Here is a 26,164-nt window from a genome sequence, read left to right as displayed (position 1 = left end):
CCTTTAGTATGTTTACTATTCTATTAACATAAAAAATAACAATTAATTACATTATAATCCTTTTTATGAAAAATGTTATAACTAATTAATATAGCGTTAAAAAAAAGTTAGTAGTAAATAAACGGTATAAATTCTTTATCTATAGTTTCGCTAAGATATTCATCAAAAAAATGCTACCTTAATGTCGATGAAGATAGCATTTTCAATAAAGAATTTGTTATTAGTTTATTTCAAGGATTTTTACCAAACGTATTATAATGATTAATTTGTTACATTAATAACGCCGTTGTTACTTAATAAATTTAACTTATTAGAGCCCTGTCCAATTTTCCCTTTTTGAAGCTTTTCAGTATCTGTGTTTTTCTTAAGTCTATCTAGTTTAAGTTTTACATCGGAGGAATAACTGTTAGCAGCCACGGATAGAGAAGTTGGCGCTTTTTTATAAGAAACGCCGATGTCGCCAGAGTCACTTTTTACAGCTAAGGATTTTCCTTCTTTTATATCCTTAATTGAAACCTCTCCATCTTTAGAAGTAACCTTAATCTTTGAACCATTTACATTTTCCATATAGTTATCGCCACTTGTAGAGGAAATGTTTAAATTTTCAAAAGTACTATCTTCCATACTTAACGTTCCATCCTCGGATACAAACATTGCTTTATTAGCTGAAAGGCCTTTTATTTTTTTATCACCAGAGTTATTGTGAACTATAAGATTATTAGTAGAAATTTCACTCAATTGGATATCACCATATTTATTATGTAAGTCAATTTTGTTTATTTTTGAACTTGGAATGGCAATAGAAACTGTACCTTTCTTTCCAAAAGTAAACCCTCCCAAAAAGCCACTTTTCTTTTGATCCTTTTGCTTGATTATTAATGTTTTTCCATCTTGTTTAAAAGTGACACGTTGTTTTTCTTTTTTCTTCCCTTTAGCTGATACAATCACTTCATTTGAATGACTTTTCTTCAACCTTATATCCCAAGATTCACTATCCACTTTTAAAGCATTAACACTCTCGATATTGTAAGACTTATTTTTCTCAAAGCTTTTTGCTTCGGCAATATTGACTTTGAAAGTGAACCCACAAATTAAAACTAAAGCTACAGAAGTTGATACAATCTTCTTCATCTCTTTTCCTCCTATTTCTACTCTTAGAAATTACGTATTATGCTATGTCGACACTATCTACTTTTCTTATTGCCAGATAACCTATTAGAAGTCCAAGAAGACAAAGTACGCCAGGAATTACTACAATTTCATATAAACTTACCGTCTCTCCTCCACTAGAAATTGTTGCATTAATTAAGAATCCAATTACTAGAGACGAAGTTATTGTAGTAGCAACTGATTTCTTCCTCATACCAAAAAATAAAGGAATGAAACTCACGCCAGCCATCATAAGCGCGCCAATAAGAGTTGAAGGTACTGTAGAAATAATGTCATTCACCTTTACAGGTTTTTCAACCAGATATACGTGCGGGTTGATCCAAAAAATTAATAAATCGATAATAAAAGTAGCAATAATAATACTGACAAAGCAGAATACGAAAACAATAAGCAGTTTCGCTTGCATTAACTTTTTTCTTTTTAATGGATAAGTGAATAACAACTGAATTGTTTTATTTTTATATTCATCAATTATTAGCCGAGACAAAATGACACTAGAGAAACAAATAAATACAATTCTAATAAAAATATTAGCTAACGACATAAAGTCCGCATAATCTGGATACATAGGTTCAATTTCATTTCTTGATCCCCACCCCATAAGTGCAGCTATAAAAAAGATAGCTAAAATGCAAATGACTACATTTTTTATATACCTTGATAATCGATGTTTTTTGTATTCTAATTTCATTAGTTTTAACATTTTCAAAAGCTCCCCCCAATGGAATTTAAGACGTTTCAATTTAGTGCTCTTTAAATGATGTGATAAGGAATTGGAAGTTAAGATGATATACGTGATTAAATGTGAATTTCTTCACTATTCATTGAACTTAAAAAGTACTCTTCTAGTGAACTGTTCTTTTTATTGATACTTTCTATACCAACATCATTCATAACGAATGCTTTAGAAATCTCTTGCTGAGTTAATGTTGTTTCATATATACGTATTGCCGCTTCACCAATAACTCTAAAGTTTTTTATTCCTAAATTTTGTTCTAAAATATACAAAGCTTTTTTTATATTTTGAACCTGTACTTCTATATACTCAGTTTGTTTTCCGTTGATACTCTTCATAGAAACTTCTTTTATTAATTTTCCATTTTGAATAATTCCGATTGTATCTGACATCTGCTCCATTTCAGCTAAAATATGACTAGATATTAATAAGGTAATTCCATAATCTTTACAGAGTATTTTAAAAAGGTCTCTTAATTCCTTTATACCTATAGGATCGAGTCCATTAATTGGTTCATCTAAAACTAGAAGCTCTGGCTTTGTAGAAATAGCTCTAGCTATTCCTAACCTTTGTTTCATTCCCAGTGAAAAATCCTTCACTTTTTTGCCTTCAATATTATGTAACTTAACAAGCTCCAGAGCGTGATCAATAGCCTTGTTATCGTAATAACCCATATACTCGCAGTGTAAAGATAAATTTTCTCTAGCAGTGAGCTGCTCATAAAAAATTGGATATTCGATAATAGTTCCCATACGCTTTAATACTTCAAATGATATGTTCGTTAATTTCTCGCCAAAAATCTCTATTTCACCACTCGTTGGCTTAATTAAGTTTGTTAGCATTTTCATAATCGTCGTTTTACCAGCACCATTCGGACCTAAGAAACCATAAATCTCTCCTTTCTTCACGTGCATATTAACTTCAGAAACAACCTCTCTCCCTTTAAACGCCTTTGTAAGTTGGTTAGTTTTCAATATGTATGTCATTTATCTTCTCCTTTTCAATTTATATTGTTATTGTATAAAATGAAATTTTCTTTTCTCTTACTTAAATCTTACGTTTTTCTTAATTTTCTTTTTATAGAAATTAGAACTTTATCTTTTGCTCTAAAAAAGAGTTTTTGTCTTTCGGAAACAGGTATTATGTAAACTGATTTTGTATATGATATTCATGATTTTTTAACTCAATTCTGATATATAATCAGATAGGAACAAAATTATAATTGAGTCCATCTGAATAGAGGTTAGAAATTGAAAAAACGATATATAGTGTGTTTGACTGCATTAAGCTCTCTTCTAGTTATAGGATTTGTTTGGTGGTTTCTTTTTGCGCCTAGTTATCTACGATTTGCTCCAAAGGGAGAATATATTTCTCAAAGTACATCTCCTAACGGTGATTACATAGTAAAGATTTATCGTTCAAGTGGTGGAGCGACTACACCTTTTGCTATTAGAGGAGAAGTGACTTATACAAATAAAGTTTTTAATAAAAAGAAAAATATCTATTGGAATTACCCTCAGGAAACAGCCAAAGTTAAATGGATAAATAACAAAACAGTTAACATTAGTGGTCATATATTGAACGTTACAAAAGATACGTTTGATGCTAATGATGTAGATAATTAAATTCTACTCTTAAACAACAAAAAGCTCTTATGAAAGAGCTTTTTGTTGTTTAACTACTTATAGGGTGATTATGGTAACTACAAATTTATGAAGTATAAGTCTTACTAAGCAAATTTTTTATTTATTGTTATATTGTTTTATAACTGTGACTATAACTGCCATTAACAGAACAATTGCGCTATTTATAAGTAAATAGTATCCAACTTGTAAACCATAAAATATGGCAAAAGCGTCTCTAATGATCAACAGTGCTAATATACCGCCTATTGCCCCAAATAAAGCGGCCAGTATCAATATTGTAAAAGCAGCAGCGTATAGACTTTTCTTTTTTTTGTAGGAGATAAATCCAACGATATTTGAAATAATAAGAAAGAAGCCGATAAGTATTAAGAAAAAGGTAGCCATTTTCTTTAATTCTCCTCTACGGACTATTAATTGGTTAAAATCCCCAATACCTAATATCATTTTAACATAACATTCTATGTGAAAGTTTTGCTTCTTATAACAGGTTTGATATTCATCAAAAAGAAGCTGACTTACATTTTAAGATCTTTCTTTATATTTTTCCTGATAGTTAAATTGGCTAAGCGTTTACGCGCTGATTCCATAGGACCCATTTTAAAATAACGAAGCCACAAAGCAGCAAATAACATTTGAAACAAACAGATTAGTATCCAAACAAAAATGACAAAGAATGAACGTGGATGTCCACCCAACCCAAGGCCCCATCCATAAAATAAAATGGAGCTTAAAACATTCTGTAACACGTAGCAACTTAAAGACATCTTACCTACTTTCTCTAAAACGCTCCATAATGAAAAGGTCTGAAATTTTCCAATTAGGAAACTAATAGCTCCCATGTATCCAAGCGATAAAATAGGGGCAAATACATACCTTACTGGAAAATCAAAGTACCCTCCAGGAACAAATAATAATAAGTTTAGAGGTAGCCCAACTAAAAGTCCTGCCTTCATCATCCTCTTTCTGATATTAATACCCTTGGAGTTATTGTCAAAAGCCCCTATTCTCACTAGTAAAACACCAAGTAAAAACATACATATATTAAATGGAATGACGAAAATTGCTTCTGTGCGCAGCTCCCAAAAATGAAAAAGTCGATACTGAATTTGATTCATCCATGCTCCATGTTGATAAAGGTTCATCACTTCTTTTGGGACAACAACTAGCTCATCTCCTATTGAGTTAGTTAGCACACCGAAGAACACGAGCAATATAAAGAAAAGATGAATTGCTGCTGCACTAATCATTGTTATTCGTATCATCGTCTTCCGCATTTTTACGATAAACGAAACAATAATTGCTGTTACTGCATAAGACATTAAAATATCGTACTCTAAAACAAAAATAAAGTGCAAAAGCCCTTCCATTAATAAAATCAAAGACAGCCATATGTATCTTCCTGGCCACGTCTGATTTAACCGTTTTGATTGCTGATATTTCAGTTCTAAACCAACACCAAACATAATGGCTAAGAGGCCAAGTAATTTTCCGTTAATTAAGGACAGAAAAAGGATTCTTAAAAAGTCATCTCCTGATAACCACCATTTGTTATGGGTAAAAGTAAATATATAATTTATATCTCCCAGATAGGCAAACAGCCAAATGTTCGTTCCTAACGTTCCCAGAATCGCTAGTCCTCTTAATATATCTAACGAGCGAATTCGCTTTTTATTCTCCACTTCTCATGCCCCCATCCGTTACTTTTACTTTCGTTACTCCCCTTCTTGATATGTCATAGTTCAACTATATTAGATTACGTTGCGTCACCTTCAACCCTTATTTTTAAATGAATTATTTTTAGTACGATAAAGAAAGCGTGGATACGTTTTGAGAAGTGCAAAGACTGCCCGCTTTGGAAACAGGTTTAGCCAAAATCCAAAAGATATACTGACGTACGCAGAATACTAATTACAAAAAAAAGAAACCCTAGTATTTTCAAGGTTTCTTTTTTTCTACTATTCCACTCTAAGCGACAATTGAAGATAAATTAAATAACGTCGTTAAATACACACTTTCTAAAAGTAGGCACCTAGCTTTCAGAAAGTTCGTTTATCTCTCTTTCAATAAGAACTACTGAAAGTTCAAATGCTTGTATCCTTCTTTTAGCTAAGGTTATTTGAGATTTATATCTATCCGCATTTTCTTTAGCTTCAAACGTTTTTACAGTCTGCCTAAGCTTGTGCAAAGTTGAATCAATTTGACGCTTTGCTTCGACTAAATCAGGTACATCGAATTTCATTGGAGTCCCTCCTTTTTATCATTTTTATCGGTAAGATGTCTTTCTTTAAAAAGATGATTTATCAGTAGAGGTACTGTTATCTATATTTTTTGTGTTGTACACGAGTAAACATCCAAAAGCACTTATCATACCAAATACTGTGAACACAAACTTACTACTTGAGACTTCTACTAACACTATACCTGATAAGATAGTTTTTTTTATCTATAAAAATTGAAAAGATTCCTTTGAAAGAAGCAGGTTCGTCTGAAATTTTTAGAATTAGCGTTAATTTTCATTTAGACCCCCAGCGGTTTTAAAATAGCCACTGTGTAAAAGTCACGCTAAATAATCTATTCAAACCTTCTCGACCAATAAAATTTGTCATACAAATTTTTATTTTCATCTTCACAACAAAAATAGTTTGTGATATACTTCACATGTAAGGATGTTCATATGAACTAACAAACTCTTGAATGTAAAGTAGAAAAAGCTATTTCACTCCGATGCCAATACGATTGAAATAGCTTTTTTTATGCTCTTATGTTGAGAACCCCCACCATTTCTGCTGCTATGGCCTTCTATAAAGTTTATTAATCTTGTTAAAAAATCATCTAAGTAAACCTTTAATTGTTAAATTAAAGGTTTATTTCTATATATTGTGTTATACTCTTAAACATGTATTACGGTTGTAGAGGAGTTTTAAATTGAAACAGAAAGAGATTTTTTCGTGGATCAAATCCATCATTATTGCTTGTATCCTGGCTTTTGTGGTGAGAGAGTACATATTTACGCCTATAGTAGTAGACGGCAAATCGATGATGCCTACTTTAAAAGATAGTGAACATATTATTCTTAATGAAGTGGGAAAAAATAACCCCGATAATATAAAAAGATTTGATATTATCGTTTTTCACGCTACAAAGGAAAAAGACTATATTAAAAGAGTAATTGGTTTACCGGGTGATCATATAGAATATCGCAATGACACGCTATATATAAACGGAAAAAAATATGAAGAGCCTTATTTGGATCAATATAAAAAAGAAATAGGAACAGGCCCGTTAACTGAGGATTTTAAACTTGAGGATTTTACAGGCAGCAAAACAGTTCCAGAAGGCCAATTATTTGTTATGGGAGATAATAGAATGTACAGTTTAGACAGCAGATCACCTCAAGTAGGAACAATCTCCGTAGACAAAATCGTAGGAAAAGCAAAATTAGCTTATTGGCCTTTAAAAGAATTTCAATGGATTAAATAAAGTCTTTAAAAGCTCCCTTATTAAAGGGAGCTTTTTCTATTAAATACAAACTAAAAAAGAACGATATTTATGTGCTTTACCTTTATTATTTCTCCGCTACTATATTCAGTACTGCAGCTGCTTTTGGCCACCACACGTAAAAAGCCATATGAGTTATTAGTGCAATAATTTCTTTTTCAGTCACTCCATTCTTTTTTGCCAGCTGCAGATGAAAAGACATTTGTTCAGTGTTGCCAATACTGATTAAAGCAGAAAGTCACAAAGTTAGGAGCAAGATCTCTCATGTCGTTCAGCGGCTTAGACTCAATGCGGTTATCCATGTTTATTTTTCCTCCTTTTGATTTACCATTTGCGCGATTCCTTGCCCAAATGACCAGTTTTCAAGGATTGTTTCTTTTAATGTAATAAAGATATTGTTTGTAGAAAGGTCTAAGTCAGTGTGAAGTCCCTCTGCAATGGACTGATATAGCTTCTTTTTCTGCTCGATAGTTCTCCCCTTCCCACATGTAATAGAAGGAAACTTATTGAACGTAATGAATTTATCTATAAAAAAATCCTTTGCTTCCAGGGCAAAGAATTTTTTTGCAGTTATAGAGAGCTTTGTCCCTTTTACAGATTAATATAATACTCATCCACTATCTCTATCATGAGCATAGTTTTTTGATAAGCTGTCTTTAAAGTCTTGAGGAAGCTTCATATTTCTAAAATTTAAGCCAATTAAATCTTCAACATCTTCATTTAAATACGACCATTTAGATGGTGATGTCATTGAATGGTCTAACAAAACAGATTCATTAAAACCTATGACACATATATCTAAGCTCCGTTCTCCCCATATCGCCCACTGCTTAGAAGAAGAAAACCATACCACTTTCTCTGAATTATAGTAAGGAGCATCCGCGGGGTAATCCTCCGGTCCAATTTCTAAGGCATTCCTATACTCTTCCCTTGATAAAGAAGTAGGAAGCTTCAAGTAATTAAAATAGCCAAACTCTTTATAAAAATAGTTTGTGGGGTGTGGATCTAAAACCGCAACTGTAACTTCCTTTTCACTAAAGATTTTTGTTAAATATTGTACGGTAGGCCAAAAATCATCACACATCACCCAATAGAACTCTTCAAATAAATAATAATCACACCTTTGGTTAAATACTTGGTCAGGCAATTCCTTATTTGTGTTAAAGATACTTTTTAAATTTTTATTAGTGGATTGAAATTCTTCGATACCTTTAATGAAGAAATTTGTGGGCTTCATAGTGTAGCCTCCTTTTTTTATTAACTGGGCTTAATATTTTCAACCTCACATCTTAGTTCATAAAATTGCATAATTAAGGGGTGCACATGAGAATCATATTTTAAATCTTCTAGCCTCCTTTTCCCTAACCTTCTATCTACTAAAGCAAGAGCTTGAGAAATAACGTTCTCAGAATTTAGTGCTCGAGCAATAGATAGCTGAGGATACTGGATGAAGGCGTCATAAACATGATCAACGTTAAAAATACCTCTATATTCTAGAATCCTTGCAGTGTAGTCCATGTCATTTACCTTGCCAATGAACTCCGGGAAACATTCATATAAACAATCTGGAAAGGGCTTGCTTGTTTTTTTCTTCACTTTCTCCCAGAGGTTATCATGTTCCATTAAATATTCTGCTGAAGAAGCATTAAAAATCTCCTTCTTATCTAGAGTAATCCAAATACGTGTCTGTTCTCCAAGAAAAACGTTATATTTAGTCAAATGAATACTTAATCTTTCCTTTAACTTATCACAGATTAAATTCTCCATATTCTTCTTTACTTTTGTCCATTTCATGCTATTTTTGTACTCCTATTCCTTCCTAGTACTATACGCTTCTGTCTGTAGAAATATATTATACAAGAGCACCTGATTATCTGATGCTCTTTTTATTTACTTTTTTTCTCTTTTTCACCAATAGAATTACAATTATCATGAGCAAGCCCGAAATTCTGAGTGTGAAGTGAAACAGATAGAAGACGTTCTATGTTGTGTACCCGATAATGAATTGACCTCCAAATATCATAAAGAATGATAGTCCCGGATATAACGGAGGATTTTCTATAATGTAACTTTTAATTTTGTTCATTCAATTCACTATTCTCTTATGATTAGCACTACAATTAGTGGATAAAAGAAAAGAGAGCATTGAGAATTCTCAGTGCTCCCTTTTACATTAGATCCAAAGAGTCTCCTTCTGGATACAAGGCAATATATTCCTCGTCTTCAGGATTTAAATAAGCTATTTTTACCCCTTCAAGCAAATTGTTGTCCTTTAGTTCTTCTATAATTGTTTTCGTTGCCTTTTCGACATCTATCACGTAGTTGAGAATATTAGCTGTACCACTGCCTATATCTCCACCATCACAAGAACCATTGCCTGTCCAGCCTAAACATTCATTCATTAAATCCTCAACCTGATGTCGCTTTTTAAGAGTTTCTTTCATTTGGTCTTCTTCATAACTATACTGAATAACAAGTTCGAATAGCTCATCTTCATCTAAATAATTGTAGCCTTGATCAGCTTTTTCTTCTGCTAATTCATTCATCACCTTTTCTGCCTTTTGAGATAGTGATAGTTTCTTTTCCTCAGTCTCACCAGTATTTCCAATGGCACCGTAATGAATAATAAGCATTTTGCCATCTTGCCAAACTTCCCAATACGACACTTCAGCATCACTTTGTTTAACCATCTTAATCATAGCTAGCACCCCATATCATCTAAAAAATAACTCTTTAACAAGCAATTACAATAATTATTGTATATGGTAAATTCCGTTATTTCTACTGAAATTTCAATTCCAATCTTTATATAACAATAAAAAAGCACTACCTAATTTCAATGGTTAGTGCTTTTTTGAACTATTTGCAACGTATATTAGATAATATTTATTTATATCGCCTTGCTGAAAAAAATTGAACAATTGGAAAGATAACTAATGAAAGACATATAGCTGCGAATAAAGATATATTGCCGAAATCATTTTTTCTAACAAAAATGATTCTATCTACTATCCAAAGAATAAATAGAGCTATTTCACTCCGGTGCCAATACGATTGAAATAGCTTTTTTATGCTCTTATTTCCATCACCTCATCCTTTCTGTTGCTATACTGGGTTTAATCTAGTCCTCTAAAAGAAGTAGTAAGTTCTTGATTAGTAGGATAAGGATAAAGATAAACATAATACTATTAGATTTCCGATACGAAGCATTTACAACCACCTGTCAGCTTTCTTTAAAGGAGAATAAATCAAAAAAAGTTAAGCTAAGAGCCATAGCAAAAGGTATACTAAGATCATACATATCGATTTGGGATGATCGAAACATATAGTTAAAGATATAGATAGCAGCACTAAAGGAAATGAACAGCCCAACAAACTTCAATAGTCGCTTTCTTAGTTCAAACCATTTTACTTTTTTGATGTTCCTAATTAACAGAATCGTCCAATAAAATAATATGATGATAATAAATATAACGTATACTACTATAAATCCAAATGAAAATGAATTATCAATACCCATGTATGTAATAAAAGATATAATAACTGTACTTAGCACGCACAGCGTACAAATGATAGATGTAACAGTGCTTTGTTTCATTATACCCCCCTCCTCCTTCCATCCTTCATCTTATTATCCCGTTTTTTAAAAAACTCATTTCCCTTTTGAAACGATTATCTAACATTCTACAAAGTTTGCAACAAATTTTGTGTATTCATCCTAAAAGAGTTGTAGCATCTTATATAGAAAAATAACTAGGGTTTGTATCTGTATGTCTAAAACAGCCATATAAATAACAGCGAGTTTCCAATGTAGGTTCATACTTTACAAGAGGCGCTTTTCCCCAATACACTTCTTTAACCGTATTTTTAATGAAAGCAATCTCTTCTTTTGTCACTTCTTTGTATTCTACTTTAAACTCTTCTTCCTCATCTGGATCTTGAAGAACTTCTTGCATTTCTTTTTCTTTTCTTTGGATAGTCTTAGAAGCAAGTTCTTCAATTTGTTTTGTTTTTGAAAGCTTCCATAACGAATGAAAATAAGTCGGAAAGAACTCTTCTGAATAAAATTCCCAATCTAACTTGCAGTAGATATTAACAACCTCTTCATAATCCTCCAGAATATAATAGATCTCTGCTATATCAGCTTCTAAATCTTCTCCTTCTTTTCTACTCAGCGTCAGCAGTTCTTTTGTCGCTTCTTTTGCTTCTGATTTCCTTCCTAAATACGCTAGACAAATTCCATAGCTAAGGAATGGAAACAAACTATCGTTGTTAGAAGATCGCAGTAAGTGCGCTTTACGAAAACATTCCGCTGCTTCAGATAACCTTCCTTTTTTGTAGTAGCATAACCCAAGATTATTTAGATTTTCTAGTGAAGGAGTTAAAGTGATAGCTTCTTCTAATATACCAATCGCTTCTTCATACTTTTCTTTTTTAATGTACATTTCACCCATTACGTTATAGGGAAAATGATGCCTTGGTTTGTGCTTCAATATATCTTCTACTATAGTAAATGCTTCTTTATCCGCGATTTCCCATGTATAAGACATTTCTTCCTCTTCCACATCTTCTTCAACACTTCTTAATTCCATGTCTTCTACAATTGGTTTGCCTTCTGCAAAATAAAAATAGCCTAAATTATAAAGAGTTTGGATGGAAGGTTTTAGTTCAGCAGCAGCTTGCAGTTGAAAGAAAGCCTCTTCATACTGATTTATTTCCATAAAAACGATCGCTAGCTCATTTCTTAGCTGTACGTTGTTTGGGTCTGTTTCCACTTGCTTCTGCATGTGAAGCGCAACCTTTTCAAAATCTATTTCATCATACTTGCTCATAGTCATACTCCTTTTAAATAAAAAACATAAAAGCCGCCTCGGTTTGTCAGATAAGGCAGCTTTTACGAGAAATTTAATATAGAATCTGTTTTACTATGAATTATAGTATACTTTTCCGGTAAACACTATATTTTCCTGTAGAGACACAATTGTCTGTGCAGAGAATATAGTTAACTATAATTTTAATGGTAACTATGATTTAGTCATTGATCATCATCTATTTCATTTTATAAAACGTAACCAATAGTCTACTATAATTAAATGTCTGAAATGTTGAACACTAAAGAAAGAGAATGAATGATGGTTGGTCTATAGGAATGTATCAATCTTATTCGTTTAAAGACGACCATAAAAATAAGAGTAGGATTGTCATGAAGTTAATAAGGTTGTTGTAAGAAAATTATAGTTAAAACACTAAAGCCAAAGAAATGTATAGCCTTCTATGGCTTTTTTACTGCTGGTAAATCTGCGTCATTCTCTAGTTTAAAAAATCCCTTTTATATCGAACAGCAAGATATATACCTGAAGCAATGAATGCAATGGAATATTTAAATAAGAAGAAAATTTGCCACATATATTCTTTTGGAAAAATCAAGTCGCACAAAATAACTCCACACAGTACAACGAGGGCACTTTTTAAACCGATTTGACTTGTTCTTTCGTCAGACACACTCATGCCCATTTTCTTTTGAAAAACATATATTAAAACTGCTCCTACTATAAGCGATATAAATCCAATACAAATAAGCATATTCCAGTTACTATTTGATTGTTCTGTCCAGGTTCTCAAAGGAGTAAAAATGGCATTTTCTATTTTGTCAGTTATCATTTTAATCCCTTCCTTTCACATAACTAAAAATATCGTTAACATCTACGTTAAAGAAATCAGCTATTCGAAAAGCTAAAACAAGAGAAGGCGAATAATTATTCTTCTCCATCACATATATCGTTTGTTTAGATACTCCAACTGCGTCAGCCAATTCTTTTTGAGACATCCTGTTTAAAACTCGGTGCTCATACACTTTATTTTCAACGTAGTCACCATTTTTTTCTTTCAATGTAATCACCTTCCTTTTTTGACTACAACTATATAATACAACAAACTTTGATAAAGGTAAAGTAAACTTATACAAAAGATAAATATTATTATACAATTTAGGGAAATAAAAAGAGTTAGACTCTTAGCGAGAAGTCTAACTCTTTTTCTATTTCAACATCAAAAAATAAAGTACTCATTTCCTTTTACTGTTTAAAAACGGTTCATTTTCGTTTCTTCGCTAAAAACAATATTTGCTGATTAATTAAATCCCATTAAGTTTTTCACTTGTTGAACATTTTCTAAAGAAGTTAATTTCTCTAATAGTAAAAAGGCCACATCAAACCCGGTGCTAGGGCTTGAGGAAGTAATTATATTGTGGTCTACGACAATATAATCATCTTGAACAAGTACACCAAATTCTTTTAACTGTGCCCTTCTTATACTTGTAGGGTGATTATAGGTAGTAGCTTTTTTCCCTTCAAGAATTCCACTTTTTCCAACTGAAAGAGCGGCAACACAGACACTGGCTATAGGTTTTCCTGCTGAGTGAAATTCTCGAATAACCTGCAAGAATCTCTCGTCATAAGCATCTTCGTAAAAATTTGCTTCTTCAAAGCCACCTGGTATAGCAAGCGCATCAAATTCTTTTACATTAATATCTGATACTAGCATTTCTGGAATTACAGTAAAGTTCCATGTACAGGTTAGTTTTGGATGTAAGCCCGCTGTTATTAGTTCAGTCGTGCCGTCTCCCTCAAATTTATTCCATCCAAACACATCTGTAAAAACGCTTGCTTCCACAGCTTCAAATCCATTTGCTAAAAGTAATAATATTTTCTTCATAGAATCATCTCCTTTCAGTAAATTTTATGAAATATTTATGCAATGTTATATACAAATAATTAGGTTATTTCTAAAGATAGCTTTACTAAATTAGGTTATTTCTAAAGATAGCTTTACTAAATTAGGTAATTACTTGATAATAATTAATAAAAAAAGGTTGACGATAACATGGACGTAATAGATAGAAAAATACTTCATGAACTGCAGGCAAATGCTAAGATTTCAATGAAAGAATTAGCTCAAAAAGTTTACTTATCCTCTCCTTCTACCATTGAACGAGTGAGAAGGTTAGAGGAAACGGGATTATAAAAGGCTATAAAACAATTGTTGATGCAGAAAAATTGAATAGAAACATAACTGCGTTTGTTTTATTTGAAACGACAAAATGTAAGGATCTTGCCGCGTTTTGTAGCGTTCATCCTGATGTAATGGAATGTTATCGTGTGGCAGGAAAAATAAGTTACATAGCAAAAGTATGTGCAGAGTCCGTACATACTTTAGAAGAATTTATTGATAAAGCTATGGAGTTTGGTACACCTTCAACAAACATCGTTTTATCATCACATACGAATATGGAACTTAAATTATCTCAAGATACTAGCAGTGGATAACTTTAAAAAAGCATGTTCATATATTTGTTAGTTAACAGTATCCAAATTGATTTTTCAAGAGAGCTAAATGAATAAAATTTCATATATGAGCCTGTTGTAATAGGGATTTTCAAAAGCAAGGAGGAGGATATACGTGCAAATAAAAAAAGATGAAAAACAGTCATTTTATGCCGGATGTCAATTCGTAGATATAGAAGATCAAGAAAATGAACACGTCTTGCCTTTACTTATTATGTATCCTACATATAAAGAAGAAACAGTTGAAAAGATCGGACCTTACACGATAAGCGCTGCGCAAGATGCTCCGCTTTCAGATGGATTATTTCCTTTGGTCATTATTTCTCATGGAGATGGAAGCACGCCTCTTGCTTATCGAACAATTGCTCAGTTTTTAGCACGTCATGGTTTTATTGTAGGGATACCTCAGCATCCTTTTAATAATCGAGAAGATAATACGCTATCTGGAACAATAGATAATCTAAAAAATCGGCCTAATCATATACGTACTGTAATCGATTGGTTTTTAAAAGAGCATTCCTTTTCTTCCTACATTAAATCAAACAACATTTCTCTTATTGGCCATTCAATGGGAGGATATACGGCTCTTGCCGTAGCAGGTGGAGTTCCTACTTCTTTTCCTTCTGAGTCTCCTGACCAAAAGCCTTATTGTTTATCTGTTGATCGAGATAAGCGTGTTCAATCGCTTATCCTTTTAGCGCCAGCCACCGGATGGTTTAGGGAAAGAGAAGCTCTTGAAGACGTGAATATACCTATTTTAATGATTACAGGCGAAAAGGATACGATTACTCCTTCTTTTCACGGAGAATTTGTGTTAAATGGCGTTTCTGATGAGGAAAAAGTTCAGCATATCGTTGTAGAAAATGGAGGACATTTTTCATTTCTCAGTCCATTTCCGGACCTTATGAAATCCCCCACCTTCCTCCCTTCTCAGGATCCGGAAGGCTTTAATCGCAAAGAGTTTCATGAAAACCTGCAAAACACTATATTGAACTTTTTATTACATTCTTTTTAACAGATTAGTCAGTTGTACCACCTTTTCTTTTGAAGCAATTATATCTAGAAAAGAGCAGTTAAAATCCCTTAGAAACTGATGAGCTTCTAAGGGATTTTATTTGTAACCTTATGCTTACGAATCAGATGCCGGCACCCTAAAGAATCCTTGAAGCGGTCAGAATGCCTTTGTTAATTGCATGAACTGATAATGAATGGATTAACGATACTACTTCAAGCTCTTGTCTATCATTTTTTATTTCTCAACTTTTTTGTAAGGCACTGCATGACTTTCTTGCTTGCGTATACTGGCCAAGATCATTATCAGCAACACTGAACCAATACCAACCATAATGGTAGTTTTTCCACCGAAATGAGCTAGCCCACTCAAGAATAGTCCCACTATACCGAAGTCTGAATCTGAAAATGTAGCATTTGATAGACCCAAATCTCCCAACACGGGTATTAATAGAATTGGCATGAAACTGATTAAAAGGCCGTTCACAAATGAGCCTAAAATCGCACCGCGTACACCACCCATTGCATTTCCAAACACCCCTGCAGCTGCACCGGTAAAGAAGTGAGGTACTACACCTGGTAAAATAATGATTCCTCCTGATAAAACTAGTATTAACATACTAACAATGCCGCCTAAAAAACTTGAAAAGAAACCAATTAATACAGCATTTGGTGCATAAGTATAGATGATTGGAACATCTAATGCTGGCTTTGAATTTGGCACAATTTTAGAAGATATCCCTTTAAATGCTGGTACAATTTCAGCTAATACCAATCGTACACCAGCTAAAATGACGAAAACGCCGGCAGAAAACATTCCTGCTTGAAGTACCGCAAATAAAATATAGTTTTTTCCGTCGCTTAATTTTCCTTCGACATAACCAGGCCCCGCAAAAAGAGCGACAATAACGTAGAAAATCGCCATAGTTAATGCAATACTAACCGTACTGTCTCGTAAGAAGCCCAGCCCTTTTGGAAAGTTAATTTTTTCTGTTGATACAATCTCTTTCTTTCCCTTTACAGCCATACCCACGAGACCACCAACTGCAAAACCAACTGCTCCAGAATGTCCTAGTGCCACATTATCATTACCTGTTAATTTACGGATAAAAGGCTGAACGAGGGCTGGGGAAAGCGTCATAAAAATCCCCACTGTTAAAGCACCAAAAAGAATTAATGAAAACGATGTAAAACCACTTACGGATAAAATGATGGCAATCATACATGACATGTACAAAGTGATATGTCCTGTCAGAAAAATATATTTAAATCGTGTAAAACGAGCAATCAGCAGGTTTACAATCATACCAAAAAACATAATTAATGCGGTCGAAGAACCATATTTACTCAGTGCAATCGCAACGATGGCTTCATTATTTGGAACGACACCGTTTACGTTAAATGCTGCTTTGAACATTTCTCCAAATGGAGCGAGTGCTTGCTGAAGAATCCCTGCACCTGCTGTAATAACCAGGAATCCAACAAACGTTTTTGTTGTTCCTTTTAGTGTATCTGAAAGATTTTTCTTTTGTGCCAGTAGACCTACTAGAGCAATTATGGCTACCAAAACTGAGGGTTCACTCAGAACGTTAATTAATACATTTAACACCTGATTCATCTCTATCACCTCTCAATTTCTTTACAGTAGTTTTTTTTCTTGCAGAACCCCTGTTAATTTGGTGCGTAATTCTTCTAAATCAATAATATTATCCAAAATTACGACGTTTCCTAAGCTTGCCCCGCCCTCTGCAATATCTTTTGCAAGGAAGAATACGTCTGCATCCTCTGGTGTTGCAGAACCTAAATCAGAATGATTTACTTCTACGCCGCTTACTCCCATCTCATTCAGCAACTGTTGAATATTCATTTCTACCATAAAACTTGTTCCTAATCCTGATCCGCATACTGTTAAAATTTTCATTATTCATCTTCTCCTTTTTTTCGCATCATAGCTATAATTTCAGCTGAAGTTTCAGCTTCTTTTAAACGTTTTAATGAGTCTTCATTTACTAAAAATGAGGTCAATTCTGAGAGCGCTTTTAAATGTAATTTATTATCAATGGCTGCTAGACAGATAAACAAGTCAATTGCATGTTCTTCTTTGTTCAGTAACAAAACTGGTTTCTTCATTCGTAGAAGGGACATACCAAGCTCTTGTACACCTTGTTCTGGCCGGGCATGAGGAATAGCTATCCCTTTCCCTATATGAATAAAAGCTCCCATTTCTAAAACTCTATCAATCATTGCTTGAGTATAGGCTGAAGTAATATAATGCTGTTCTTCCAAAGGTTTTGCTGCTAGTTGGATTGCTTCTTCCCACTCTAGAGAAGCGTCAGAGAATTGAATCTTATCCTCTGTTAAAAGTTCAGAAAGCATAGGGGCGTAACTCCTTTCACGTGTATAGCTTTGTCTTAAATGTTTCGTTAAATCTTCATAAAGCGATTTTTCATTTTTAATAGTTGCATATTTTCGTATGGTCGCCATTAACTTATCCATTGGGATAGTTGATTGAACCGGCAAATTGAAATCAGCTGCCACAGCCTGCTGCAAATAGTTTTCCTCTAGCGCTGTTAATAATGGACGTGTTAAATAAACAGGCTTGGATGATTCCAAATAAATAGTTGAAAAAATCATATCGTAACTGTCCGGTGACAGTTTTTCGATTTCTGCAGCCGAATATGATTCTGTAAAATGCAATTTTGGAAACAGTTGTCGTAATTGCGTTCGCAACATCATAGAGGAACTAATCCCGTTTGGGCAAACGATTGTGGCTCTATACACTTTAGGTTTAGCCTCCAGTTTTCGAACATGCCCACCGAATAAAATCGTAAAATACCCTATCTCTTCATCTGAAATACATTTTCCCGTATATTCAGAAAGCGGCTTCAACGCCTGTTTAACAAATTCAAAGAGTACACCGTGCTCTGTTTTAATTGTGTCAATCAACGGATTTGATAATGGCACTTCACAGATGATTCTAAAATAGGCTGGTACCAAATGTTTATATAAGAGCGATTTTAAAATATGCCTTTCCTTAAATGGTACTAATATTAAGCGCTCTACTTCTGAAATAATAGTACTCGATACAAGGTCAAGCTTTTCATCAATATGGAGCTCGTCTATATTCTGCATAGCAGATAACAATTGAACCGTTAGATAGATAACCTCTGCTTCAGCCACTTCATCAAATAAATAAGCTGATAGCTCTTCCCCCATTTTTAGTAAGGGCTGTTCTTTCATTAATTTAATTTGCTTGATTGGTAGAATCAGTTTATGATGCCCAGACCTGCACTGTAAAAATAAGAGTTCATAAACTAGCTGATCTAGCCGGTTACTAACAAAATCAATCCGATATTTTTTAGCTAAATCATTTACGTTCTCTCTAATTGCTGAGCCTGTATTTTCATAATTCCAACTATTAAGAACCTGCTTCATCCCTGAAATGCCCATTGGCAATTGCAAAAGTGTTCCAATACAAATAGTTGCAAATCGACGCTTAAGTCTCTCTTCTCCCTCTAGATGAAAGCCATCTGTCCGGTTATAAGATAACTGAATGCCTTCTTTCTCACAATACGAACGAAGCTTTTTAATATCTGCTAGTGCTGTATTCCTGCTTACCTGCAGAAAAGACTGATAATGTATATTTGCTATCGGCTCTTTTCTTATATACGTGTATAAATAAATTAAGTATATCCGCTCAGTCTCTTGAAAAACTGACTGCTGACGGTTAAGCGATGTTCCTTCTAGTTTCCAATAATTTTTAATTCTTTCATCAACCTTAAATTCTATATCAATCACTTGAATTTTCGGTAAATCTAAATTGCTTAATGCATTGTTCAACTTATCAAGCGTATAAGCAAATTGTCGAGGTGATAAATTTATTTGAAGTCTCAATTCCGGAATTGATAACTTCGGGTAATTAATCATCTGCTCAAGCAGCTGCAATGTTTTATGATCAAACATCTTATTATCCTCCTCATGTTTATTATAAAATAGAAGTGTTAGCGATTACATAACTGTTCAATCCAATCTTTGTTGTCGTTTTAGAATAGCCATTGGATTGAAGGTTATATTTTCCATTTAAAAGTTTAATATAACGCACTATAGAATGACAAACGTTTATTTTTTGATTTTTATCTTTTAAATCTATAGTAAAGCAATTTAAATGACCTCCCCTACTATAGTAAGCTTTTCTATCGGCGTAAAAAAACAAAAAAGAAGTGACCCTTTGGTCACTTCTTCTGTTCATTAACTATTTGCCGAGCTGTTTTTACTTATCAAACATTCACTTACATTCAGTCTCTTAAAAACGACAGCAGCGCTTCGTTAAATTCGTGTGCATGCGTTGCATTTAAGCCGTGCGGACCGCCTTTTATTAAGGCTAATTTTGAACCAGGAATGGCTTCATGCGTTCGCTTTCCGCTATATTCAAATGGAACGATCTCGTCTGCATCACCGTGAATAATAAGAGTCGGTATTGTAAACTTAGCTAAATCGTCTCTGAAATCCGTTTTGCTGAAAGCAGCTATACAGTCTAGCGTCCCTTTAGGTGATGCAGCTGCTGCAATATCCCGGTTGTACAGTCGAAATGGTTCGCTGACTAAGCCTTTTCCGTCTTCAGCTCCAAAAAATATTTTTGTAAAATCATCAAGAAAAGCTAAACGATCATTTTTTACGCCGTTTTCAAATTCTTGGATTCCTGCATCATCCAATGCTCCTTCAGGATGATCCTCTGACTTGTAAAGAAATGGTGGTACGGCTCCTGCAAATACGGCTTTTTCTACTCTATCTGTGCCGTATGTTCTTACATAACGGGCTACTTCTCCGCCACCCATTGAAAACCCAACTAGTGTCACATTTTTTAAATCCAAATGTTCTAGCAACTGATGTAGATCAGCAGCAAATGTATCATAATCGTAGCCGTCCCATGGCTGAGAAGACTTGCCGAATCCTCGGCGGTCATACGTGATGACTCTGTGTCCAGCCTCAATAAGAGCCGGAACTTGATATTCCCAAGACCGTCCGCTTAGTGGCCAGCCGTGGATTAAGACGACCGGCTTTCCTGTGCCATGATCCTCGTAGTATAGTTCAATAGGTGCTTCATTTTCTGTTCCTACCGTAATCTTTGCCATTTCGCTACCTCCATTATATAGTCATTCTTTATTTGGTTAAGTGGTCGTAAACCTAGCGTAGATCATAAAAAAGATCGCTAATTCTCCTATGATGACAGTGCTGGGAACAATAAGTATTAAGTTAACAATAAAAAATACCGCTAAAATTCCTAAAAACATTCCCAAGTGATACACTTTCAAACGATGTTGTTCAAATCTATATTGGTGAAAAACAAGAGTGGTTGCCATGAAATAAAGCAGCACGGATCCGAATACAAAATATAAGCTGAATGTGTACTGAACTTCATGTAAAAACATGAGCTTAATCGATGCTGCAATCATGCTTAGAGACATGAGGATAAGTAAGTGTCCGTAAATAATCGTTTGTCCGGCTCTTTGAATAGACTTGTTTACTTTCTTTTCTACATTCTCAAAGTACTGCCACCACATGGCAATAATCAGGACAAATGAAATAACCGAAAATAAAATGGTATTCCAGTCCCCTTTTTGAGGCTGTATCACAGCAAGAATGCTGACAACGGATTCTCCAAACAGGATTAATGTTAACAAAGCAAAACGCTCTAATAAATGAGCGGTGTTGGTCGGTAATTTTGCCAGTCTATTATGCCCTAAAACAGGTAAAATCATATCAACTGCAATTCCTGTATACAACACGGCGTAGCGAATCCACGAATCAAAAAGAAGCGAAAGAAGTGAGATGAAAATCCCAATTCCAAAGCATGTGCCTAAAAACACAGCAATTTTTTTTCGTTCATCTCGTTCAAATTTTTGAACAATAAGGTATTGAATCGAGGTTAACGCTCTTAGCCCAATATAGCCAATCAAAAAAGAGACGTAATATTGATCAAAATCTACGGACAAGCTTGAGATCATAATAAGAACAAACAGCATTTGAAGAATCATAAAGATGCGCTGATGCAAAAAATCTTGTCCAAACCGATTGATAAACATCGTTTGTCCGGTCCACGCCCACCATATAGGAATAAAGATTAGTACAAACTTTAACAAATACTCTCCATGAATATACCCTTGTTCAACGTGAAGCAAAACATGCGTAGCAGTAGCAACGGCTGCCACAAATAACAAATCATAAAAAAGCTCCAGCCACGTAACTTTTTTTTCTTCCACTACTCCGCATCCCTTCCTATCATTTACCAGGCTGTCGTGAATGTACTTTATTTTATATATAAGAGACGCATACTTCATGAAATGCAGCTTAGTAAAAGATAGGTGAGCCAACGGTTCATCAGTCGGCTCACCTATCTAACAATTACTTTTATGTTGTTACATTTTCTCCATCACATAAATGATCCATAGATGCCATTCTACTTTCGTGTCTTATATGTAAAGAGAACGACCGATGCCAAACATAAGCTCCGCTATGTTAGACGCTCTGCTTGCTGAAATCGCGCTGAGCTCCTCTATAGCTGCCCATCAAGTTTTGATAACCAGGAAGATGACTAGAAATTAAATTGCCAAAACCTTCAACGTCGTTGCGCCAGTCACGCTGCAGCTCGCACGCTACGCTAAACCAGTTCATAAGCTGCGCGCCGCCGTGAGCCATACGCGTTAATGCCGCATCTGCGACTTGCTTATTGAACGTCCCGGAAGCATCTGTCACAACAAACACTTCGTAGCCTGCTTTAATGGCAGAAAGCGCAGGAAAAGCAACGCAGACGTCTGTCACTACACCGGCGATAATCAGCTGTTTTTTCCCGGTCGCTTTAATGGCTTTAACAAACTCTTCATTGTCCCACGCGTTAATTTGTCCAGGACGAGCTATTTTTGGCGCGTCAGGAAACAAATCAACGAGTTCCCCCATTAGCGGGCCGTTGGGTCCATTTTCAAAGCTAGTTGTTAAAATAACCGGTAAATTAAAGAATTTAGCCGTATCACCAAGAGCCAATACGTTGTTTTTAAATTCATCAACACCATAATCACGTACAAGGCCGGAAATAAGGCCCGTTTGGTGGTCAACTAAAAGCACGGCAGCATCATCTTTTGAAAGGCGAGAGTAAAGATCAGACATTTTATCATCCTCCTTAAATTAAGGCAAGTAAGGACACGTACCTTTTCCGTTCCTTACAAGCGGTCTATCATTTGAACGGTTTTTTGGATTTCATTTATGATCTGTTGAGTAAAACATCTATAGAAAGAAAAGCTATTTCTGAGGTGAAGGTTCGTGAGGTGTGTTCTCTTTCTTAATCTAGAACAGGAACAGGCGCTTGATCAATCCAATGAATGAACTGCTGTAAGTAGCGCTGAAGATAGCGTTTCGTTGACTCATCAGTTAGTACCTTTTGTTGAGCATCAACTTTTTCATGAACTTGCGAAATCAGCATTTTTTGAAATGGTAAAACATGAACTTGCATAGCTTCTAGTACTTCTCTCGTTTGCTTTTGAGCAAAAGCGGTACCAAATCCTCCAGGAGTTGCTCCGATAAGACCAACTGGTTTTCTGTTTAAAACAGAAGAAGTCCGAGGCCTTGATGCCCAGTCCAAGGCATTTTTTAACACTCCTGGAATTCCGGAATTGTACTCTGGACTTACAATAATAACGCCGTCAACATCTTGAATCGCAGCTCTAAAGGATGCGACAGATTCTGGTGATCCGTCAACTTCTAAGTCTTCATTAAAAAAAGGCAGGCTGCTTATTTCAATCCAGCGATATTGAGCTGAATCATCTAATGTAGTCAATGACTCAGCAATCATTCGGTTATACGAATTCTTTCGTAAACTTCCACAAATAAGACCAATGGTTTTTGTCATCTATTCACCTCCTCACTTGGAATTAATTTCATATTACCACGGTGTTTCAAATATAGATATTAGTTTTATATATAGATAAATTAATTCCTTCTTTGTACCTAATGAAGGTTTAAACTAGCGTTTCACTATTACTAAAAGAATTATTTCAGTGAAATTCAGTCTAATTCTCTCACTTCAAAAGGAATCAAAGCTCTTTCAATTTGATCTCGATGGGTTTCGTACTGTTCAGGCAGCATAAGCTTTTCTCCCATGGTTTCAAGTGACTCATCATGTGCAAAACCTGGAGGGTCTGTTGCAATTTCAAATAGAATTTCTCCGTGTTCTTTAAAGTAAATCGCATTAAAGTAATTTCGATCTCGAACAGCCGTCACTCCGTATCCGCTGTCTGCTACGTATTTCTGCCATTCTAACTGATCTTCATCATCTTTTGCTCGCCATGCAATATGGTGAACCGTTCCAACGCCCATTTGCCCGCGTCCAATGGTTGTTAATTTTAAATCGATGATATTTCCAATGTCAGCTGATGATTGAAAACGTATAAAATCTCCTTCTTGCCCTACTTTTTGTAGACCCATTACGTTTTCTAATAATTGAGCTGTTTCATCAGGTCGAACCGATAATAACGTAGCGCCTCCGAATCCCTTAATAGCAACATCCGAATTAATTTCACCAGCTTGCCACGTATTCTTTTCACCTTCTTCTCTTTCCACAATCTCTAGATGCAAACCATGAGGATCGTCAAACTCTAAATACTGTTCTCCGAATCGCTCCATCTTTGTAGCTGGAACTCCAAACTTAGCTAATCGCTGTTCCCAAAAGCCCATCGCACCTTTTGGAACCACATAGGAAGTTACGCCAACTTGCCCGCCGCCTATTTTTCCTTGTCGTGCATTTGCCCACGGAAAGAATGTGATAATCGTTCCAGGTTTTCCGCCTTCATTCCCAAAGTAAAGGTGATACGTTCCTGGATCATCAAAGTTTACCGTTTGTTTGACCAAACGTAATCCTAACACGCCCGCATAGAAATCAACATTTTCCTGAGGATGACCTACAATCGCCGTGATATGATGAATACCCGCTGTTTTTTTACTCATTACTACCATCTCCTTCGATACATTTTTCGTCATATGTTTCGTTATCCCTTTTAAAATTACAACTATTTATCGTAAGTATCTCGAATTCGAGATATTAGTCAAAAAATAAAAGCATCTTTCTTATTCCAACCCATTCTCTCTTTTAAAAAATAAACGTATCGAGTGCATAATAACCTGGTCCTGCAATTGCTACACCGATCGCTACAACTAAAAGCGTAAGGTTATATTCATACCCATTTTGCGTTGCCCAGTATCCATTTGGACCGTGTACTTTCACAATCGCCATGATCATTGTTCCGGCAATCAAAAGTGCTCCAAGCGGTGTAAGAAGTCCTGCAGCAAATAAAGCTCCACCTACTAGCTCTGATAAACCAGCCATTAACGCCATTCTAACACCCGGCTTCATTCCGATGGATTCAAACCAGCCGCCCGTTCCTTTTAAGCCGTGACCGCCAAACCATCCAAATAACTTCTGAGTTCCATGAGCCATAAAAGATAATCCAATGACCAAACGTATTAACAACAAACCAATACTCACCATTTTTTATTCCTCCTATTTTTTCATCACTTTAAAATCTCGAATTAAAATATCTTGAATTAAGGATAATTATAAAATCATATGCTCCTACTGTCAACATAAATTTTTATATTTTTTGCAGCTAGTTAAAACGATTAAAGGCTTATTAAAAACATATTCATGATTTTATGTGGATATGAGCACGGGGGCGGAAAATATAACGACTGAACTTTGTTGTTCTTACTAAAAGTGAAGTGGTTTTTGAAACGCAACTATACTTAATGATTCTGAGCTAAATTGAGGCCCTTTTTTGTATCAAAACTTATCTCAAAGCCTATAAACAGAAGCGTATACATAAATAAAAGAAGCAATCCCATATCGCCAGAGTTTGCTCCTTCTATTTGGACACATAGAGAATACCCAACTGTTAGATAGTACTCGTGTATATAACTAACGGAAGTTTTTTTCTACTTTCAAATATTTAAGACCTTTTATTAAATAAGCTCAGACACTCGGAGCCATGTTCATTTTAGTTCTTTAAAGCCAACTGCACTTTGCACTAAATTATAGTTTAACTCTTACCTCCGTACCGTCAGTAGCTTTGACATCTACTAGTACCATTCCCTTATGTTTCTTCAGTTCCTTAACAATAGGCTTTAGCACACTTTTATCTATTAGCGGAAAAGTAAAGTTCAGCTCTTTTCTTTTAAAATGTTCTTTTGTCCATTTATCTATATGCTTCTGGATAAATTTCGAAAAAGCAACGCTAATAGCAACGTTTAAAAGAGCATATGGAATTGGGATACTAAACCGAGCTTCTTTGGTTTTCACTTTTACATGAATCATAAGCAAGCCGCTACTCAATGATGACTGAAACGGTATCTCCGTTCGCCGATTTAATATCAACAATCTGGCCATCTAACTCGTTTTCAATTGCTTCAACAATCAGGTTTATGTCTATATCTTTTACATATTTTTCTGATTGAGGAATACTTGCTGCGATGCTGTGTCCAGCCATTAATACCAGCTTGACAAGCTTTATTGGCAAATTAACCTTCACATTATCATTTTCAGTTGAAACAACTCGAATTTTCAACGTTTTATCTAAATACGCATTCGGTTTCTTCAAAAGCTTATTGCCTGTTTCTTCTTTTTCTTTTAATACTTGAATCAGTTCTGATCCCTTTTCTGCATCAATTTTTCCTTCTTGAACCATTGTTAACACTTTTGTAATTTCCTCTTTCACAAA

At 34.7% G+C, this 26,164-nt stretch carries 28 protein-coding genes and 3 pseudogenes; 4 read left to right on the top strand and 27 right to left on the bottom strand.

All coding sequences use genetic code 11. The features are described 5' to 3' along the window. Window positions 1-261 precede the first annotated feature (261 nt). From ACH0CI_RS06175 to ACH0CI_RS06165, 3 genes are all read right to left on the bottom strand, one after another. The gene (locus tag ACH0CI_RS06175) at window positions 262-1,131 is read right to left on the bottom strand and encodes a DUF4097 family beta strand repeat-containing protein (protein ID WP_406901043.1); all 870 of its coding nucleotides are present in this window, start codon (window positions 1,129-1,131) and stop codon (window positions 262-264) included. A gap of 37 nt (window positions 1,132-1,168) precedes the next feature. Continuing rightward, the gene (locus ACH0CI_RS06170) at window positions 1,169-1,873 is read right to left on the bottom strand and encodes an ABC transporter permease (RefSeq protein ID WP_406901042.1); all 705 of its coding nucleotides are present in this window, start codon (window positions 1,871-1,873) and stop codon (window positions 1,169-1,171) included. Window positions 1,874-1,968: 95 nt separating this feature from the next. Then, the gene (locus tag ACH0CI_RS06165; protein ID WP_406901041.1) at window positions 1,969-2,892 is read right to left on the bottom strand and encodes an ABC transporter ATP-binding protein; all 924 of its coding nucleotides are present in this window, start codon (window positions 2,890-2,892) and stop codon (window positions 1,969-1,971) included. A 264-nt stretch (window positions 2,893-3,156) separates the two neighbouring features. Here ACH0CI_RS06165 and ACH0CI_RS06160 point away from each other — a divergent pair, with 264 nt between their 5' ends. Then, the gene (locus ACH0CI_RS06160; protein WP_335707870.1) at window positions 3,157-3,531 is read left to right on the top strand and encodes a DUF5412 family protein; all 375 of its coding nucleotides are present in this window, start codon (window positions 3,157-3,159) and stop codon (window positions 3,529-3,531) included. A gap of 117 nt (window positions 3,532-3,648) precedes the next feature. Here the strand turns inward: ACH0CI_RS06160 and ACH0CI_RS06155 are convergent, their stop codons facing one another. The 3 genes from ACH0CI_RS06155 to ACH0CI_RS06145 form a co-directional block, all read right to left on the bottom strand. After that, window positions 3,649-3,996 carry a 3-isopropylmalate dehydrogenase gene (locus tag ACH0CI_RS06155; protein WP_335707871.1) on the bottom strand — a complete coding sequence of 116 codons (348 nt, stop codon included), beginning with the start codon at window positions 3,994-3,996 and terminating at the stop codon, window positions 3,649-3,651. Window positions 3,997-4,067: 71 nt separating this feature from the next. Next, window positions 4,068-5,231 carry a DUF418 domain-containing protein gene (locus ACH0CI_RS06150; RefSeq protein ID WP_406901040.1) on the bottom strand — a complete coding sequence of 388 codons (1,164 nt, stop codon included), beginning with the start codon at window positions 5,229-5,231 and terminating at the stop codon, window positions 4,068-4,070. A 350-nt stretch (window positions 5,232-5,581) separates the two neighbouring features. Continuing rightward, complete coding sequence (locus tag ACH0CI_RS06145; protein ID WP_335707873.1) at window positions 5,582-5,791, bottom strand: hypothetical protein; 210 nt, start codon at window positions 5,789-5,791, stop codon at window positions 5,582-5,584. A 686-nt stretch (window positions 5,792-6,477) separates the two neighbouring features. On the opposite strand from ACH0CI_RS06145, the gene lepB reads away from it, so the two are divergent. After that, window positions 6,478-7,032, top strand: coding sequence for a signal peptidase I (gene lepB / locus ACH0CI_RS06140; protein WP_406901039.1), 555 nt, complete (start codon window positions 6,478-6,480; stop codon window positions 7,030-7,032). An 85-nt stretch (window positions 7,033-7,117) separates the two neighbouring features. Here lepB and ACH0CI_RS06135 read toward each other — a convergent pair. The 10 genes and pseudogenes from ACH0CI_RS06135 to ACH0CI_RS06090 all read right to left on the bottom strand — a co-directional run. Then, a pseudogene (locus ACH0CI_RS06135) lies at window positions 7,118-7,288 on the bottom strand (carboxymuconolactone decarboxylase family protein); the annotation flags it as partial. A gap of 66 nt (window positions 7,289-7,354) precedes the next feature. Continuing rightward, window positions 7,355-7,546, bottom strand: a pseudogene (locus ACH0CI_RS06130) (tautomerase family protein); the annotation flags it as partial. 114 nt (window positions 7,547-7,660) lie between these two features. After that, on the bottom strand, window positions 7,661-8,287 hold the full coding sequence (locus ACH0CI_RS06125) for a hypothetical protein (RefSeq protein WP_406901038.1): 627 nt from the start codon (window positions 8,285-8,287) through the stop codon (window positions 7,661-7,663). A 20-nt stretch (window positions 8,288-8,307) separates the two neighbouring features. Beyond that, window positions 8,308-8,844, bottom strand: a complete 537-nt coding sequence (locus ACH0CI_RS06120; protein WP_335707876.1) for an SF0329 family protein — start codon at window positions 8,842-8,844, stop codon at window positions 8,308-8,310. Window positions 8,845-9,218: 374 nt separating this feature from the next. Then, complete coding sequence (locus tag ACH0CI_RS06115) at window positions 9,219-9,749, bottom strand: WGR domain-containing protein (RefSeq protein ID WP_406901037.1); 531 nt, start codon at window positions 9,747-9,749, stop codon at window positions 9,219-9,221. Window positions 9,750-10,273: 524 nt separating this feature from the next. After that, a complete protein-coding gene (locus ACH0CI_RS06110) occupies window positions 10,274-10,648 on the bottom strand; it encodes a hypothetical protein (protein ID WP_335707878.1) in 375 nt (124 codons plus the stop codon). A gap of 139 nt (window positions 10,649-10,787) precedes the next feature. Continuing rightward, window positions 10,788-11,882: a tetratricopeptide repeat protein gene (locus ACH0CI_RS06105; RefSeq protein ID WP_406901036.1), complete on the bottom strand. Its 1,095-nt coding sequence runs from the start codon at window positions 11,880-11,882 to the stop codon at window positions 10,788-10,790. Between the two features lie 478 nt (window positions 11,883-12,360). After that, window positions 12,361-12,711, bottom strand: a complete 351-nt coding sequence (locus ACH0CI_RS06100; protein ID WP_154992211.1) for a DUF2178 domain-containing protein — start codon at window positions 12,709-12,711, stop codon at window positions 12,361-12,363. Window position 12,712: 1 nt separating this feature from the next. Beyond that, on the bottom strand, window positions 12,713-12,940 hold the full coding sequence (locus ACH0CI_RS06095) for a helix-turn-helix transcriptional regulator (RefSeq protein ID WP_028414839.1): 228 nt from the start codon (window positions 12,938-12,940) through the stop codon (window positions 12,713-12,715). Between the two features lie 239 nt (window positions 12,941-13,179). Then, window positions 13,180-13,764 (bottom strand): DJ-1/PfpI family protein, encoded by a 585-nt coding sequence (locus ACH0CI_RS06090; protein ID WP_406901035.1) that lies wholly within the window; start codon window positions 13,762-13,764, stop codon window positions 13,180-13,182. 168 nt (window positions 13,765-13,932) lie between these two features. Between ACH0CI_RS06090 and ACH0CI_RS06085 the strand changes: the two are divergent. Both ACH0CI_RS06085 and ACH0CI_RS06080 read left to right on the top strand, forming a co-directional pair. Continuing rightward, window positions 13,933-14,375, top strand: a pseudogene (locus tag ACH0CI_RS06085) (Lrp/AsnC family transcriptional regulator). Between the two features lie 133 nt (window positions 14,376-14,508). Then, window positions 14,509-15,408 (top strand): alpha/beta hydrolase family protein, encoded by a 900-nt coding sequence (locus tag ACH0CI_RS06080; protein ID WP_406901034.1) that lies wholly within the window; start codon window positions 14,509-14,511, stop codon window positions 15,406-15,408. Between the two features lie 234 nt (window positions 15,409-15,642). On the opposite strand, the gene ACH0CI_RS06075 is transcribed toward ACH0CI_RS06080, so the two are convergent. The 11 genes from ACH0CI_RS06075 to ACH0CI_RS06025 all read right to left on the bottom strand — a co-directional run bounded on the left by ACH0CI_RS06075 (window position 15,643) and on the right by ACH0CI_RS06025 (window position 26,161). Next, on the bottom strand, window positions 15,643-17,022 hold the full coding sequence (locus ACH0CI_RS06075) for a PTS ascorbate transporter subunit IIC (RefSeq protein ID WP_406901033.1): 1,380 nt from the start codon (window positions 17,020-17,022) through the stop codon (window positions 15,643-15,645). 21 nt (window positions 17,023-17,043) lie between these two features. After that, window positions 17,044-17,325, bottom strand: coding sequence for a PTS sugar transporter subunit IIB (locus tag ACH0CI_RS06070; RefSeq protein WP_280158972.1), 282 nt, complete (start codon window positions 17,323-17,325; stop codon window positions 17,044-17,046). Then, the gene (locus tag ACH0CI_RS06065; RefSeq protein ID WP_406901032.1) at window positions 17,325-19,367 is read right to left on the bottom strand and encodes a BglG family transcription antiterminator; all 2,043 of its coding nucleotides are present in this window, start codon (window positions 19,365-19,367) and stop codon (window positions 17,325-17,327) included. The genes ACH0CI_RS06070 and ACH0CI_RS06065 overlap by 1 nt, the downstream gene beginning before the upstream one ends. 332 nt (window positions 19,368-19,699) lie before the next feature. Next, complete coding sequence (locus ACH0CI_RS06060; RefSeq protein ID WP_406901031.1) at window positions 19,700-20,536, bottom strand: alpha/beta fold hydrolase; 837 nt, start codon at window positions 20,534-20,536, stop codon at window positions 19,700-19,702. 36 nt (window positions 20,537-20,572) lie between these two features. Further along, window positions 20,573-21,664, bottom strand: coding sequence for a low temperature requirement protein A (locus ACH0CI_RS06055; protein WP_406901030.1), 1,092 nt, complete (start codon window positions 21,662-21,664; stop codon window positions 20,573-20,575). Between the two features lie 256 nt (window positions 21,665-21,920). Then, a complete protein-coding gene (gene ycaC, locus ACH0CI_RS06050; RefSeq protein ID WP_182030149.1) occupies window positions 21,921-22,565 on the bottom strand; it encodes an isochorismate family cysteine hydrolase YcaC in 645 nt (214 codons plus the stop codon). A gap of 172 nt (window positions 22,566-22,737) precedes the next feature. Next, window positions 22,738-23,304, bottom strand: coding sequence for an NADPH-dependent FMN reductase (locus tag ACH0CI_RS06045; RefSeq protein WP_406901029.1), 567 nt, complete (start codon window positions 23,302-23,304; stop codon window positions 22,738-22,740). A 155-nt stretch (window positions 23,305-23,459) separates the two neighbouring features. Continuing rightward, window positions 23,460-24,398, bottom strand: a complete 939-nt coding sequence (locus ACH0CI_RS06040) for a ring-cleaving dioxygenase (RefSeq protein WP_335707885.1) — start codon at window positions 24,396-24,398, stop codon at window positions 23,460-23,462. A gap of 142 nt (window positions 24,399-24,540) precedes the next feature. After that, on the bottom strand, window positions 24,541-24,939 hold the full coding sequence (locus ACH0CI_RS06035; protein WP_028414851.1) for a DoxX family protein: 399 nt from the start codon (window positions 24,937-24,939) through the stop codon (window positions 24,541-24,543). 540 nt (window positions 24,940-25,479) lie between these two features. After that, complete coding sequence (locus ACH0CI_RS06030; protein WP_028409889.1) at window positions 25,480-25,761, bottom strand: hypothetical protein; 282 nt, start codon at window positions 25,759-25,761, stop codon at window positions 25,480-25,482. A 10-nt stretch (window positions 25,762-25,771) separates the two neighbouring features. After that, window positions 25,772-26,161 (bottom strand): SHOCT-like domain-containing protein, encoded by a 390-nt coding sequence (locus tag ACH0CI_RS06025; RefSeq protein WP_016766321.1) that lies wholly within the window; start codon window positions 26,159-26,161, stop codon window positions 25,772-25,774. Between the last annotated feature and the right edge of the window lie 3 nt (window positions 26,162-26,164).

It is taken from the genome of Priestia sp. 179-F W1.4 NHS (assembly GCF_045369295.1).
Classification (GTDB): Bacteria; Bacillota; Bacilli; order Bacillales; family Bacillaceae_H; genus Priestia; species Priestia zanthoxyli.
The sequence above is the reverse complement of the archived record's forward strand: the minus strand, read 5'-3'. Positions and strand labels throughout refer to the sequence as shown.

Excerpts from the sequence above, each read along its gene's own strand:
- ACH0CI_RS06175 (WP_406901043.1), bottom strand. The coding sequence starts at position 1,131 with ATGAAGAAGATTGTATCAACTTCTGTAGCTTTAGTTTTAATTTGTGGG.
- ACH0CI_RS06170 (WP_406901042.1), bottom strand. The coding sequence starts at position 1,873 with ATGTTAAAACTAATGAAATTAGAATACAAAAAACATCGATTATCAAGG.
- ACH0CI_RS06165 (WP_406901041.1), bottom strand. The coding sequence starts at position 2,892 with ATGACATACATATTGAAAACTAACCAACTTACAAAGGCGTTTAAAGGG.
- ACH0CI_RS06155 (WP_335707871.1), bottom strand. The coding sequence starts at position 3,996 with ATGATATTAGGTATTGGGGATTTTAACCAATTAATAGTCCGTAGAGGA.
- ACH0CI_RS06145 (WP_335707873.1), bottom strand. The coding sequence starts at position 5,791 with ATGAAATTCGATGTACCTGATTTAGTCGAAGCAAAGCGTCAAATTGAT.
- ACH0CI_RS06125 (WP_406901038.1), bottom strand. The coding sequence starts at position 8,287 with ATGAAGCCCACAAATTTCTTCATTAAAGGTATCGAAGAATTTCAATCC.
- ACH0CI_RS06120 (WP_335707876.1), bottom strand. The coding sequence starts at position 8,844 with ATGAAATGGACAAAAGTAAAGAAGAATATGGAGAATTTAATCTGTGAT.
- ACH0CI_RS06115 (WP_406901037.1), bottom strand. The coding sequence starts at position 9,749 with ATGATTAAGATGGTTAAACAAAGTGATGCTGAAGTGTCGTATTGGGAA.
- ACH0CI_RS06110 (WP_335707878.1), bottom strand. The coding sequence starts at position 10,648 with ATGAAACAAAGCACTGTTACATCTATCATTTGTACGCTGTGCGTGCTA.
- ACH0CI_RS06105 (WP_406901036.1), bottom strand. The coding sequence starts at position 11,882 with ATGAGCAAGTATGATGAAATAGATTTTGAAAAGGTTGCGCTTCACATG.
- ACH0CI_RS06100 (WP_154992211.1), bottom strand. The coding sequence starts at position 12,711 with ATGATAACTGACAAAATAGAAAATGCCATTTTTACTCCTTTGAGAACC.
- ACH0CI_RS06090 (WP_406901035.1), bottom strand. The coding sequence starts at position 13,764 with ATGAAGAAAATATTATTACTTTTAGCAAATGGATTTGAAGCTGTGGAA.
- ACH0CI_RS06075 (WP_406901033.1), bottom strand. The coding sequence starts at position 17,022 with ATGAATCAGGTGTTAAATGTATTAATTAACGTTCTGAGTGAACCCTCA.
- ACH0CI_RS06070 (WP_280158972.1), bottom strand. The coding sequence starts at position 17,325 with ATGAAAATTTTAACAGTATGCGGATCAGGATTAGGAACAAGTTTTATG.
- ACH0CI_RS06065 (WP_406901032.1), bottom strand. The coding sequence starts at position 19,367 with ATGTTTGATCATAAAACATTGCAGCTGCTTGAGCAGATGATTAATTAC.
- ACH0CI_RS06060 (WP_406901031.1), bottom strand. The coding sequence starts at position 20,536 with ATGGCAAAGATTACGGTAGGAACAGAAAATGAAGCACCTATTGAACTA.
- ycaC (WP_182030149.1), bottom strand. The coding sequence starts at position 22,565 with ATGTCTGATCTTTACTCTCGCCTTTCAAAAGATGATGCTGCCGTGCTT.
- ACH0CI_RS06045 (WP_406901029.1), bottom strand. The coding sequence starts at position 23,304 with ATGACAAAAACCATTGGTCTTATTTGTGGAAGTTTACGAAAGAATTCG.
- ACH0CI_RS06040 (WP_335707885.1), bottom strand. The coding sequence starts at position 24,398 with ATGAGTAAAAAAACAGCGGGTATTCATCATATCACGGCGATTGTAGGT.
- ACH0CI_RS06035 (WP_028414851.1), bottom strand. The coding sequence starts at position 24,939 with ATGGTGAGTATTGGTTTGTTGTTAATACGTTTGGTCATTGGATTATCT.
- ACH0CI_RS06030 (WP_028409889.1), bottom strand. The coding sequence starts at position 25,761 with ATGATTCATGTAAAAGTGAAAACCAAAGAAGCTCGGTTTAGTATCCCA.